At 71.9% G+C, this 13,506-nt stretch carries 8 protein-coding genes; 6 read left to right on the forward strand and 2 right to left on the reverse strand.

The window, feature by feature from the left end; all coding sequences use genetic code 11:
• The first annotated feature begins 182 nt into the window (after positions 1 to 182).
• The 3 genes from ACIQHQ_RS25045 (at position 183) to ACIQHQ_RS25055 (ending at position 3,659) form a co-directional block, all read left to right on the forward strand.
• Positions 183 to 770, forward strand: a complete 588-nt coding sequence (locus tag ACIQHQ_RS25045) for a sigma-70 family RNA polymerase sigma factor (RefSeq protein WP_402615221.1) — start codon at positions 183 to 185, stop codon at positions 768 to 770.
• A gap of 153 nt (positions 771 to 923) precedes the next feature.
• Positions 924 to 2,429: an IMP dehydrogenase gene (gene guaB, locus ACIQHQ_RS25050; protein WP_361308638.1), complete on the forward strand. Its 1,506-nt coding sequence runs from the start codon at positions 924 to 926 to the stop codon at positions 2,427 to 2,429.
• A 105-nt stretch (positions 2,430 to 2,534) separates the two neighbouring features.
• Positions 2,535 to 3,659 carry a GuaB3 family IMP dehydrogenase-related protein gene (locus ACIQHQ_RS25055; protein ID WP_402615225.1) on the forward strand — a complete coding sequence of 375 codons (1,125 nt, stop codon included), beginning with the start codon at positions 2,535 to 2,537 and terminating at the stop codon, positions 3,657 to 3,659.
• A 533-nt stretch (positions 3,660 to 4,192) separates the two neighbouring features.
• On the opposite strand, the gene ACIQHQ_RS25060 is transcribed toward ACIQHQ_RS25055, so the two are convergent.
• Positions 4,193 to 5,401 carry a nucleotide sugar dehydrogenase gene (locus ACIQHQ_RS25060; RefSeq protein ID WP_402615228.1) on the reverse strand — a complete coding sequence of 403 codons (1,209 nt, stop codon included), beginning with the start codon at positions 5,399 to 5,401 and terminating at the stop codon, positions 4,193 to 4,195.
• Positions 5,402 to 5,672: 271 nt separating this feature from the next.
• Between ACIQHQ_RS25060 and ACIQHQ_RS25065 the strand changes: the two genes are divergently transcribed.
• A complete protein-coding gene (locus tag ACIQHQ_RS25065; RefSeq protein ID WP_402615231.1) occupies positions 5,673 to 7,385 on the forward strand; it encodes a glycerol-3-phosphate dehydrogenase/oxidase in 1,713 nt (570 codons plus the stop codon).
• Positions 7,386 to 7,454: 69 nt separating this feature from the next.
• Here the strand turns inward: ACIQHQ_RS25065 and ACIQHQ_RS25070 are convergent, their stop codons facing one another.
• On the reverse strand, positions 7,455 to 8,498 hold the full coding sequence (locus ACIQHQ_RS25070; RefSeq protein WP_402615234.1) for a serine hydrolase domain-containing protein: 1,044 nt from the start codon (positions 8,496 to 8,498) through the stop codon (positions 7,455 to 7,457).
• A 171-nt stretch (positions 8,499 to 8,669) separates the two neighbouring features.
• Here ACIQHQ_RS25070 and ACIQHQ_RS25075 point away from each other — a divergent pair, with 171 nt between their 5' ends.
• The gene (locus ACIQHQ_RS25075) at positions 8,670 to 10,712 is read left to right on the forward strand and encodes a serine/threonine-protein kinase (protein WP_402615236.1); all 2,043 of its coding nucleotides are present in this window, start codon (positions 8,670 to 8,672) and stop codon (positions 10,710 to 10,712) included.
• Positions 10,713 to 10,865: 153 nt separating this feature from the next.
• Positions 10,866 to 13,391, forward strand: coding sequence for a protein kinase (locus ACIQHQ_RS25080; RefSeq protein ID WP_402615239.1), 2,526 nt, complete (start codon positions 10,866 to 10,868; stop codon positions 13,389 to 13,391).
• Positions 13,392 to 13,506 lie beyond the last annotated feature (115 nt).

A 13,506-nucleotide genomic window follows, 5' to 3' on the forward strand; every position in this document is an offset into this window, starting at 1 on the left:
CCCGATGCTCGTTTCGCCGCGGATGCCGCATCCTTGAGGGTGTGGAGTTCCTCGGGGACGAGTCGGTCGAGCGGAAGGGGAGGGCGCAGGGGATGAGTGCCGGCGCACCTGCTCATAACGCTTCGGTGCACAACAACGGGCGCGGTGCCGCGGACCCGGTGGCCGCAAGGCACCATGGACCGATGCGCGACGACGAGGCGGCCCATGCCCAGGGCTCGATCGGTGCGCTCGTCCACCGCGCCGTCGACGGGGACGAGCAGGCGACGCACGACCTGCTCGCCCATGTCCACCCGCTGGCCCTGCGCTACTGCCGCACCCGTCTGTCCCGCCTCCCGGGCGACGCCCGGCACTTCGTGGAGGACCTCGCCCAGGAGGTCTGTGTGGCGGTGCTCCTCGCACTGCCCCGCTACCGGGACACCGGGCGCCCCTTCGAGGCGTTCGTCTTCGCCATCGCCGCCCACAAGGTCGCCGACCTGCAGCGCGCGGCCATGCGTCACCCCGGCTCGACGGCCGTCCCCTCCGACGAGATGCCCGAGCGCCCCGACGACTCCCTCGGCCCGGAGGAGCGCGCCCTGCTCAGCAGTGACGCGGAGTGGGCCAAGAAACTCCTGGCCAACCTGCCCGAGAACCAGCGGGAGCTGCTGCTGCTGCGGATCGCGGTGGGGCTGACGGCCGAGGAGACCGGCCAGATGTTGGGAATGTCACCCGGTGCGGTCCGAGTGGCCCAGCACAGGGCGCTGAGCCGGCTGCGGGCGCTGGCCGAGCAGTAGTCCTGCCGCAACGACCCTTCTGTTGAACAGGCGGTGCGCCGCTTCCGTACGAACATACGAGGCCCGGAGCCAGGCGGAACCGTGGAATGAGACAGCCGCGCTTCCCGTTAGCATGGACATCCGCACCGATCAAGGCCATTTGGGGAAGGTGTCATGACTGCCAACGTCGACGGAGTGCCCGGTAAATTCGCGACACTCGGGCTGACCTACGACGACGTGCTGCTGCTGCCGGGTGCATCCGAGGTGCTCCCCAACGCGGTCGACACCTCGTCCCGCATCTCGCGCAACGTCCGGGTGAACATCCCACTGCTGTCCGCGGCGATGGACAAGGTGACCGAGTCCCGCATGGCGATCGCGATGGCCCGCCAGGGCGGCGTCGGCGTGCTGCACCGCAACCTCTCCATCGAGGACCAGGTCAACCAGGTCGACCTCGTCAAGCGGTCCGAGTCCGGCATGGTCACCGACCCGATCACGGTGCACCCGGACGCGACGCTGGGCGAGGCCGACGCCCTGTGCGCCAAGTTCCGCATCAGCGGCGTCCCGGTCACCGACGGCAACAAGAAGCTGCTCGGCATCGTCACCAACCGCGACATGGCCTTCGAGACCGACCGCACGCGTCAGGTGCGCGAGGTCATGACGCCGATGCCGCTGGTCACCGGCAAGGTCGGCATCTCCGGTGCCGACGCCATGGAGCTGCTGCGCCGCCACAAGATCGAGAAGCTTCCGCTGGTCGACGACGCGGGTGTCCTCAAGGGCCTCATCACGGTCAAGGACTTCGTCAAGGCCGAGCAGTACCCCAACGCGGCGAAGGACGCCGAGGGCCGGCTGCTCGTCGGTGCGGCCGTGGGCGCCAGCCCCGAGGCCCTGGAGCGCGCCCAGGCGCTGGCCGGCGCGGGCGTGGACTTCCTGGTCGTCGACACCTCGCACGGCCACAACAGCAACGCGCTCAGCTGGATGGCGAAGATCAAGTCGAGCGTGGGTGTCGACGTGATCGGCGGCAACGTCGCCACGCGTGACGGCGCCCAGGCGCTGATCGACGCCGGCGTCGACGGCATCAAGGTCGGTGTGGGCCCGGGCTCGATCTGCACCACCCGTGTGGTCGCCGGCATCGGCGTCCCGCAGGTCACCGCCATCTACGAGGCGTCCCTCGCGGCCCGTCCGGCGGGCATCCCGCTGATCGGCGACGGCGGCCTGCAGTACTCCGGCGACATCGGCAAGGCCCTGGCCGCCGGCGCCGACACCGTGATGCTGGGCAGTCTCCTCGCCGGCTGTGAGGAGTCCCCGGGCGAGCTGCAGTTCATCAACGGCAAGCAGTTCAAGTCGTACCGCGGCATGGGCTCGCTCGGTGCGATGCAGTCCCGCGGCCAGGCCAAGTCGTACTCCAAGGACCGCTACTTCCAGGCCGAGGTCGGTTCCGACGACAAGCTCGTGCCCGAGGGCATCGAGGGCCAGGTGCCCTACCGCGGTCCGCTGGCCAACGTCCTGCACCAGCTCGTCGGCGGCCTGCGCCAGACGATGGGCTACGTGGGCGCCGCCTCCATCGAGGAGATGGAGACCAAGGGCCGCTTCGTCAGGATCACCTCCGCGGGTCTCAAGGAGAGCCACCCGCACGACATCCAGATGACGGTCGAGGCACCGAACTACAGCCGCAACAAGTAGCGGCCCGGTCTTCCGAGGGCGGCTCCGGAGCATCCGGGGCCGCCCTCGCCGTGCCCGTCGGCGATACTGGAAGACGCTGCAACGCATCAGGGAAAGGCCACAGACGTGACTGAGATCGAGATCGGGCGCGGCAAGCGCGGCCGCCGGGCGTACGCCTTCGACGACATCGCCGTCGTCCCCAGCCGCCGTACGCGGGACCCGAAGGAGGTCTCGATCGCCTGGCAGATCGACGCCTACCGCTTCGAGCTCCCCTTCCTGGCCGCCCCCATGGACTCGGTCGTCTCCCCGGCCACCGCGATCCGCATCGGCGAGCTCGGCGGCCTCGGCGTGCTGAACCTCGAAGGCCTGTGGACGCGCTACGAGGACCCGCAGCCGCTGCTCGACGAGATCGCCGAGCTGGATTCGGAGACCGCGACCCGCCGTCTGCAGGAGATCTACGCGGCTCCCATCAAGGAGGAGCTGATCGGGCAGCGCATCAAGGAGGTGCGCGACTCCGGCGTCGTCACCGCCGCCGCGCTCTCCCCGCAGCGCACCGCGCAGTTCTCCAAGGCCGTCGTGGACGCGGGCGTGGACATCTTCGTCATCCGCGGTACGACGGTCTCCGCCGAGCACGTCTCCGGCGCGCACGAGCCGCTGAACCTGAAGCAGTTCATCTACGAGCTGGACGTCCCGGTGATCGTCGGCGGCTGCGCCACGTACACGGCGGCCCTGCACCTGATGCGCACCGGCGCGGCCGGTGTGCTGGTCGGCTTCGGCGGCGGCGCCGCGCACACCACGCGCAACGTCCTCGGCATCCAGGTCCCCATGGCGACGGCGGTCGCCGACGTGGCCGCCGCCCGCCGCGACTACATGGACGAGTCGGGTGGCCGGTACGTGCACGTGATCGCCGACGGCGGTGTCGGCTGGTCCGGCGACCTGCCCAAGGCGATCGCCTGCGGCGCCGACGCGGTCATGATGGGCTCCCCGCTGGCCCGTGCGACCGACGGTCCGGGCAAGGGGCACCACTGGGGCATGGAGGCCGTGAACGAGGAGCTGCCGCGCGGCAAGAAGGTCGCCCTCGGCACGGTCGGCACCCTGGAGGAGATCCTCACGGGCCCGTCCCACACGCCGGACGGCTCGATGAACCTCTTCGGCGCGCTGCGCCGGGCCATGTCCACGACCGGTTACAGCGAGCTGAAGGAGTTCCAGCGCGTCGAGGTGACGGTGGCGGACTCGCAGCACCGGCGGTAGGCGGTCCCGGAGCCGAGAAGGGCCTGGTCACTCGGGGGAGTGGCCGGGCCCTTTCGCATGTCCACCGGCCTCGAGGGGCGCGTGTTGCCGTCGGGAGCGCATGGCTGCCTTCGGCTGTTCGGCCCCGTGGAAGACGGTTTCGAGGCGCTGGTCCCTGATCGGCGCCCGGGTTCTTCTCGGTGCGCCCTTCCAAGGACACGGTCCGGACCCCGCCCTCGGGGCCCGGCCCGAAGTCCGACGTGCCGTCCACCGGGTCAATGGGCGGCGTCGTGGGAGGGGGCGCCCATGGGACGTCACCGCAAGCCCACTCGCCGGGACCGACTCCGTCGTCGGACGGTGCAGTGCCGGAGGAGGTGGATCTTGCGGATTTTCGGATGGTGAGCGGCCGCCCCCATGAGAAGCAGGGGCGCACACTCCGTGATCCCTCCAGGAGCCTGCCGCAGTGACCGCTGCGGTGGGCTCCACCTGTGTCCGTAAGGTGCCCGCGCGGCGTGCGCATGCCACCAGGGCTCACGCACCCCACACGCCCCCCTTCACAACCGATGCGCCGCCCCCGTGGGCGCCGCGCCCCGCGTGTCCAGCAGCAGCTGGGCCTTCACCGACAGGCCTTGGAGGTCGTACGTGCGGTGCTGCTGGAGCAGGATGGTCAGGTCGGCGTCGGCGGCTGCCTCGTAGAGGGAGTCCGCGCGGGGGATGGGGCGGTCGAGGACGCTCCAGGCGGGGATGTGGGGGTCGTGGTAGCTGACCGAGGCACCCAGTTCCAGCAGGCGCAGGGCGATCTCCTGGGCCGGGGTGCCCTGGAGGTCGGCGAGGTCGGGCTTGTAGGTGACGCCGAGGAGGAGCACCCGGGCACCGCGGGCCGACTTGCCGTGTTCGTTGAGGAGCGTGGCGGCGCGCTGGACGACGTAGCCGGGCATACGACGGTTGACCTGCTGGGCCAGTTCCACCATGCGCAGGCCGCGGCCACCGACGGCGGTCATGTCCTGGGGCACGGAGTGGCCGCCGACGCCGGGACCCGGGCGGAAGGCCTGGAAACCGAACGGCTTGGTCTCCGCGCAGCGGACGACGTCCCAGAGGTCGACGCCCAGGTCGTTGCAGAGGACGGCCATCTCGTTCACGAGGGCGATGTTCACGTGCCGGTAGTTGGTCTCCAGCAGCTGCACGGTCTCCGCCTCGCGGGGGCCACGCGCGCGTACCACCTTGTCGGTCAGCCGTCCGTAGAACGCGGCGGCCGACTCGGTGCAGGCCGGGGTGAGGCCGCCGATGACCTTGGGCGTGGTGGCGGGCGTGACGTCACGGTTGCCGGGGTCGACCCGGCTGGGGGAGTACGCGAGGTGGAAGTCGCGGCCCGCGCGCAGACCGGAGCCCTCTTCGAGGAGCGGACACAGGAACTCCTCTGTCGCCCCCGGGCGCACGGGTGACTCCAGGATCACGGTGGTGTGCGGGCGCAGACGGGCGGCCAGGGTCCGGGCGGCCACCTCCAGCTGGCTCAGGTCGAGCCCGCCGTCCGCTCCGTGTGGCGTCGGCGCGCAGATGACCGCGGTGCGCACCCGGCCGAGCTCGGCCGGGTCGCTGGTCGGCCGGAAGCCCCCCGAGAGCATCCGGCGCAGTTCGGCGGGGCTGAGCGAGCCCGCCTCGGGTCCGGTCCGGTAGCCGATGGTGGGGATGCCGGCGGCGACGGCGGCCTGAGCCAGGGGCAGGCCGTACGGGCCGAGTCCGATGACGGCGAGATCTGCGGGCATGGCGTGGCCGTCCTTCCCGATAGCCGAAGTGGGACAGGTGCGCAAGCCCTGTGGACAGGACGGGCGAGCGCAATGTCAGACTAGGAGTAAATATGACCGATATGCGGGATTGCTCGGCCGAGTTTCGGTGAGTGTTCCGTGAGCGTTGTCCACAGGCTGCGGATCCGTGGTGGCTGAAGTCGGGCAACGCGGTCAGAATCTGGGCAGGGGGATACGGGCGGGGTCTCACCCGACGGGTGCGGCCGGCGCTACCGATGAGCGGGAGGCAGCGGTGAGGACAGCGACACTCGGACCGGCGCAGCGCGCCGAGTCACTCGCATCCATGGCCGAGCGCGAGCTGGATGTGCTGGTCGTGGGCGCAGGCGTGGTCGGTGCGGGCACCGCGCTCGACGCCGTGACCCGGGGTTTGTCCACAGGTCTGGTCGAAGCACGGGACTGGGCGTCCGGCACCTCCAGCCGGTCCAGCAAACTCATCCACGGTGGCCTGCGGTATCTGGAGATGCTCGACTTCGCGCTCGTCCGCGAGGCCCTGAAGGAGCGCGGTCTGCTGCTGGAGCGGCTCGCCCCGCATCTGGTGAAACCGGTGCCCTTCCTGTACCCGTTGCAGCACAAGGGCTGGGAGCGGCTGTACGCCGGATCGGGCGTCGCGATGTACGACGCCATGTCCATGGCCCGCGGGCACGGCCGGGGCCTGCCGATGCACCGCCATCTGACCCGCTCTCACGCCCTGCGCGTCGCCCCCTGTTTGAAGAAGGACGCGCTGGTCGGCGCGCTGCAGTACTACGACGCGCAGATGGACGACGCCCGGTACGTGACGAACCTGGTGCGCACGGCGGTGGCGTACGGCGCGAAGGCCGCCAATCGCGCGCGGGTGACGGGCTTCCTTCGTGAGGGCGAGCGGGTCGTCGGCGCCCGGGTGCAGGACGTCGAGGCGGGCGGCGAGTACGAGATCCGCGCCAAGCAGGTGGTCAACGCGACCGGTGTGTGGACGGACGACACCCAGGCGATGGTCGGGGAGCGCGGCCAGTTCCACGTCCGCGCGTCCAAGGGCATCCACCTGGTCGTGCCGCGCGACCGGATCCACTCCACGACCGGGCTGATCCTGCGCACGGAGAAGTCCGTGCTGTTCGTCATCCCCTGGGGCCGGCACTGGATCGTCGGCACCACCGACACCGACTGGGACCTCGACAAGGCCCACCCGGCCGCCTCCAGCGCGGACATCGACTACCTGCTGGACCATGTGAACTCGGTGCTCGCGGTGCCGCTGACCAGGGACGACGTCCAGGGCGTGTACGCGGGCCTGCGGCCGCTGCTCGCGGGCGAGTCGGACGCCACCAGCAAACTGTCGCGCGAGCACACCGTGGCGCATCCGGTGCCCGGGCTGGTCGTCGTGGCGGGCGGCAAGTACACGACGTACCGGGTCATGGCCAAGGACGCGGTGGACGCGGCGGTGCACGGACTCGACATGCGCGTCGCCGAGTGCGTCACCGAGGACGTGCCGCTGCTGGGCGCCGAGGGCTACCGGGCGCTGTGGAACGCGCGGGCGCGGATCGCCGCCCGGACCGGTCTCCACGTGGTCCGGGTCGAGCATCTGCTGAACCGCTACGGGACGCTGACCGAGGAGCTCCTCGAGCTCATCGCCGAGGACCCGTCCCTGGGCGAACCCCTGGTGGCGGCCGACGACTATCTGCGCGCCGAGATCGTCTACGCGGCCTCCCACGAGGGGGCGCGGCATTTGGACGACGTGCTGACACGGCGGACGCGCATCTCGATCGAGACCTTCGACCGGGGTGCCCGCAGCGCTCGCGACGCCGCGGAGCTGATGGCGCCCGTGCTCGGCTGGGACAAGGACCAGATCGAGCGCGAGGTCGAGCACTACCGGAAGCGGGTGGAGGCCGAGCGGGAGTCGCAGCGCCAGCCGGACGACCTGACCGCGGACGCGGCGCGACTGGGGGCGCCGGACATCGTGCCGCTGGGACCCTGACGGGTCCTGCCGGACACATCACCCCAACGAGTGTCGGGAAACGGGATCCTCGTTCGGAACCGGGTCGTTCTACGAGGTGCGGGGGCAGAACTCGGCGGCGAGCACCGCGGGTTCGAGACCGGGGTCTGCGATCGCATCCGTGTTCACGCGGAAGGTGAGGACCCGCCGGCCGTCGACGGTGGCCGCAGTGCGCACGTAACTGCCGGATATGTGCCCGCTGTGCCCCCACACCGTGAGTCCGCACGGAAGCCTCTCGGGGAACAGACCCATGCCGTACGCGCCCTGTGCGGCACGGGTGTCGAGCATCTCGCGCAGCCAGTGCGGGGGCAGCAGACGCCCCCCGAGCAGGGCTGTGTAGAAGCGGTCCAGATCGGCGAGGGTGGTCACCAGCTCGCCCGCGGCGCCCGCCACGCGAGGGTCGAGGTCGGTGACGTCGGTTCCGTCGGCGGCGTAGGCGCGGCCGTGCGGAGAGGGCAGCGAGGAGCGGGATCCGGGGAAGGAGGTGCCCGTCAGACGCAGGGGGGTGATGATGCGGTGCTCGGCCTCCGTGGCGTACGAGTGGCCGGTCACCTGCTGGATGACCAGGCCGAGCAGGACGTAGTTGGTGTTCGAGTAGGAGAAGCGGCCGCGTTCGGCCGGAGGGTGGGTGAGAGCGAGACCCAGGGCCTGACGGGGTGTGACGGGCACGGTTCCGCCGGTGTCCGCGGTGAAGTCGTACAGGCCGCTGGTGTGGGTGAGCAGGGAGCGCAGGGTCAGCGCGCGGCCGTCGTTGCCGGCTCCTCGCACCACGCCGGGCAGGTGCTGCTCCACCGTGTCGGACAGGGACAGACGGTGCTCGGCGGCAAGGTGCAGCACGACCGTCGCGATGAACGTCTTGGTGATGCTGCCGGCGCGGAAACGGTCCGCCCGGGCGATTCCCGAACCGGCGGTGGCGTAGCGGGTGGTGGTCCCCTCCCGGGCCAGCAGGGCCGCGGCCGGGACTCGGCCCTGCGTCACCAGCAGCGGCAGCACCGCGTCGGTGCGCGGCATCGACAGGGCCGACGAGTCGGCCGGGGGCAGACCGAACAGGGCGGCGGCCACCGGCAGGGCCAGCAATGTCCGAATCGGCGGCATACGGTTTCCTCCCTGGTGAGGGCCCATCATGCAAGGCCGCGCGGGGCGTGGCGCACCCGGGTTCCCGGGGGGCGGGGCCGTGGGTGTTCACCAGGGGGCCCCTGGGCGCCGGGCACTTGTCGGGTGAGAGACAATGGAGGCTCTGTCAGGGCGGGTTGTATGAGGGGACGCATGTCGGAGGCGAAGCGGGCGGGCACATCTCGTCAGGACACTCGTCAGGACAACAGGGAGCGTCTCCTCGCGGGGCGTTACCGACTGGGCAAGGTGCTGGGCCGCGGAGGCATGGGCACCGTCTGGCGGGCCCAGGACGAGACCCTCGGGCGGACGGTCGCCGTCAAGGAGCTGCGGTTCCCGTCGAACATCGACGAGGAGGAGAAGCGGCGGCTGATCACACGGACGCTGCGCGAGGCCAAGGCGATCGCGCGCATCCGCAACAACAGCGCCGTGACGGTCTTCGACGTCGTCCAGGAGGACGACCGGCCCTGGATCGTGATGGAGCTCGTCGAGGGCAAGTCGCTCGCCGAGGTCATCCGGGAGGACGGCCTCCTCGAACCCAAGCGCGCCGCCGAGGTCGGGCTCGCCGTCCTCGACGTGCTGCGGTCCGCCCACCGCGAGGGAATCCTGCACCGTGACGTGAAGCCGTCCAACGTGCTGATCGCCGAGGACGGCCGGGTCGTGCTCACCGACTTCGGCATCGCCCAGGTCGAGGGCGACCCGTCCATCACCTCGACCGGCATGCTCGTCGGCGCGCCCTCCTACATCTCCCCGGAACGGGCACGCGGTCACAAGCCGGGCCCGGCGGCTGACCTGTGGTCCCTCGGCGGGCTGCTGTACGCGGCGGTGGAGGGTGCGCCGCCGTACGACAAGGGGTCGGCCATAGCGACTCTCACGGCTGTGATGACCGAGCCGCTGGAGGAGCCGAAGAACGCGGGCCCGCTGAAGGACGTCATCTACGGACTGCTCACCAAGGACCCCGAGCAGCGGCTCGACGACACGGGCGCCCGGGCGATGCTGAACTCGGTCCTGCGCGCGCCGGACAAGGCCGAGCCGGAGCCCATGGACGCGACGAAGGTCGTGCCGCTGCCGGCGCAGCCGGACAGGTCCTCGGGCAAGGGGAGTTCGGCGGGGGCCGCAGGCAAGCGGGGGGAGGAGGCCGGGGAGCGGCTGCGCGGAGCACTGCGTTCCGTGCGCAAGGCCGCTGCGGGACCGGGCGCGCTCGCCGCCAAGTCCGGTACGGCTGCCGCCTCTTCACCTGCGGCGGGCGAGGACCCCTCCGAGCCGGACAGCGGTGCGGACCGGACCGGGGACGACGCGGGTGCGTCGGTGGCGCAGTCGGGCTCGGGTGCGACTGCCGGCGGCAGCGCATGGGGCGCGACGGAATCGAAGACGGCCGCGGGTGTGCGCAGTTCGGGATGGCCCGTCGTGCCGCCGCCGGACATGCCGCCGAGGCCCGTGGCCCGTGCGCCGCTCACCGACGTGGTACCGCGGCGGACTCTGCTGATCATCGCCGTGGTGGTGGTGCTGGCCGTGATCGGCACCGTCCTCGCCCTCGCCTTCGGCAGTGACGACGAGGGTTCGAAGGGTGCCTCCGGCAAGGGCGGTGGGAAGCCCGCCGCCACCGCGCCGGGCAGTCCCGACACCAAGGGCGACGAGAGCGACGGCACACACACGGACGGTGCGGAGACCCAGCCCGCGCCGCCCGGGTCCGCCTCGAACAGCACGCCGAGCGGCCAGACGAGCGGCTCGGCGGACGAGGGCGGCTCCGGCGGCGGGAAGGGCACCGCGGCGGAGTCGACTCACCGGGGCAACCAGGGGTACTCGATCGGTCTGCCGAAGGGCTGGAAGTACCAGTCCACGGGCGCGGCGGGCGACCGCTTCACCGGACCCGACGGGCAGAAGCTGCTCATCGCCTGGACGTCCACGCCCAAGGGAGACCCGGTGGCGGACTGGAAGAGCCAGGAGCGCTACATGCAGCGCGCGCAGTACAAGAAGATCCGTATAGAGAAGGTGGACTACCGCGGCTGGAACACGGCCGACTGGGAGTTCACCTACACGGACGGGGGCACCCGGTACCGGACGATCGACCGCGGTTTCGTGGTCGACGACCGGCAGGGGTACGCGCTGATGTACACGGCCAAGGCGGCCGGCTGGGACGGCGAGTCGCGCAAGGAGACGTGGCGGACGCTCACGAAGACCTTCGAACCCAAGTCCTGAGCATGAGGCGCCCCGGGTTTGGGGAGTGAGATCTGGCATCCCCGCAATGCGGGTTGCCTGTGGCACGTATCGTAAATGTTTGCGGACCGTGCGCAGCCGAATCGGACCGCGGGGCGAACGGATGTGACCGACCGGGCTGCCGGGGGAGGCAACGTGGACGACTACGCGGGCCGGGTACTCGCCGACCGCTACCGCCTGCCGCTGCCGCCGTCCGACGAGTACGAACTCACCGAGACCCGGGCCTTCGACACCTACAGCGGACAGGAAGTCCTGGTCCGACAGGTGCCGTTGCCGGAGGTGGTCGAGGCGGAGGTCCTCGACGCGGAGGGGCTGCCCGACGGTTTCACGGCACGTGACGGTGGTGCGCGGCGACCCGGGGGGCGTGTGGGCGCACGGCCGGGCGTGCGGCGGCCCACGGATCCGGTCGTGCGGCGCGCGGTCGAGGCGGCACAGGCCGCGGCGGCCATTCCCGACCATCCGCGACTCGACCAGGTCTTCGACGTGTTCGCCGAGGGCGGTTCGCTCTGGATCGTCAGTGAGCTGGTGGCGGCGCGTCCGCTGGCGGCGCTGCTCGCCGAGAAGCCGCTGACGCCGTACCGGGCGGCAGAAGTCGCCTCCGACGTACTGATGGCCCTTCGAGTGCTGCACGCGCACGGCTGGGTGCACCGCAACATCACCGCGCGGACGGTTCTCGTCTGCGACGACGGCCGGGTGATGCTGACCGGGCTGGCGGTGGGCGCCGCCGAGGAGGCGCTGTGCGGTTACGACCCGGTGCCGGACGCGGCCTTCGACGAGTCCGGGCAGCGGCCGGGGCAGGAAGGCGGCGGCGCCGGACCGGTCCATGGCGTCGGGGGACGTTCCGGGCCGGTCGGCGGCGTCGGGGGCGCGGGTGATCCCGAGGCCGCGCGGCGCGCCGCCATAGAGGCCCGGGAGTCCAGGGTCCTGCCCTCGGCCGGGGGTGAGGGCCCCGGTCGTGGATCGGTGGTGCCGGCGCGCAAGGCGGTGGAGGAGAGCGGGGACCCGCGGGCGGCGCGTGCCGGGGCGATCGCGGCCTACCGCGCCGGTGCCCGGGCAGCGGCGCGGGTGCAGGAGGCACAGCAGGGCGAGCGGGCGGCACTGCCCGGCGCACGGCCCGCCCCCGACGGTGGTGTCGCGCCCTACGGCAACGGATCGGCGCATGCCCCGTACATCCCCGGGCAGGGCGCGGCCCCGGGGTCCCAGCCGCCCGGGCGGATCGCCGACCCCTACGGCGTGGGCGGCAGCCCGCGGACGACCGGCTGGCACGGTGCGACGCCCCGTGGAGCGACCGGTGGCGGGCCCGCGCCGCAGGGCCGGGAGCAGACGGCACTCCCGCCGGCCCCGGACACCGCAACCCACGGCGAGTCCACGCGATGGGACGACCTGGTCGCCGACACCCCCGCCCCCCGGCGCGGTCCGGCGACGGCGCTGGCCGCCGAGCGGGCGCGGCAGGCGAGGATGGCCGTGGTCGGGCCCGTCACCGAGCGCTGGGCGCCGGAGCAGGCCGGGCCCGTGCACGAGAACTGGCAGTTGGCCGCACCGATCGGCCCCGCGACCGACCTGTGGGCGCTCGGCGCGTTGCTCTTCAGGTCCGTGCAGGGACACGCGCCCTATCCCGAGGAGTCGACGGCCGAGCTGGTGCAGATGGTGTGCGCGGAGCCGCCCGCCTACGCCGAGGAGTGCGGTCCGCTGCGGCCGGTGGTGGAGTCGCTGCTGCGCCAGGACCCCACCGAGCGCCTCGACTTCGAGGAGGTGCGCGGCTGGCTGCGCTCGCTGGTGCGTTCGGCGCCCGAGCCGGAGGCCGGGCTGCACGTCGTCCCGGCGCCGCCCGTGGATCCCGGCCGGCTGCCCGTCGTACGGCGCCGGGGTGAACTCGTGCGCAGGCGGAAGGCCGGGCTGCCCGCGCACCACGGGCGGCACAAGCGGGCGAAGAAGGAGTCCGGTTCACCGGGCCGGCTCGGCCGCACCCTGCTCCTGCTGGTGCTGCTCGCGATGGCCGCGGCGATCGCCTACGCCATGCTCTTCATGCCCAAGTCGGGGACCGAGGGCGCGGACGGCGCCGACCGCACCGGTGCCGCCGGTGAGGTGAGCCAGGCGCCCGAGCCCGACGCCAGCAGCGACCCCCGGCCCGAGCAGACCTCGCCCGAGCCGGAGACGAGTCCGTCGTCGTCGGCCGGCACCACCGAGACGCAGACCACCGGCCCCGACGTCGCCGACGGCTTCACACTGCGCAAGGACTCGGCCGGTTTCCAGGTCGCCGTCGCCAAGGGCTGGGACCGCGCACCGCGCAACGGCAGCGGTCAGGTCGTCTACTCCAAGGGCGGCTTCGAGCTGATCGTGGTGGCGGGCCGGGACAGCGCGTCGGAGTACGGCAGCGATCCGATGGCCTACCAGCGGGAGTCGGAGCGCGAGTTGCAGCCGTACCGCGACTCCAGCTGGGCCACCTCCACCGGCCTGAAGAGGATCGAGGTGGGAGGGCGGACCATGGCCGAGGGACAGTTCACCTGGACCGGGAACGGGGGCGACCTGTTCGTCCGCAACCTCGCGATGCTGGTCGACGGGCGCTACCACGTCGTACAGGTGCGCGGCCCGGAGTCCGAGCGGGACGAGGTGACGCGGCTGTACGAGCAGGCAGCGGCGACGTACAAGGCCACGGGCTGAGCGACCGGCTCGCCGTCTGTACGCCGCTGTTCGGCATCTGGTTGTCTCCCGTCCCGGCAGGCACAACCGTCACAGTGCGGTCACCGTGGTACCCCGCTTGTTCCCTGGGTGAGGG

The organism is Streptomyces sp. NPDC092370 (genome assembly GCF_044755265.1).
In the GTDB taxonomy this organism is placed as follows: domain Bacteria; phylum Actinomycetota; class Actinomycetes; order Streptomycetales; family Streptomycetaceae; genus Streptomyces.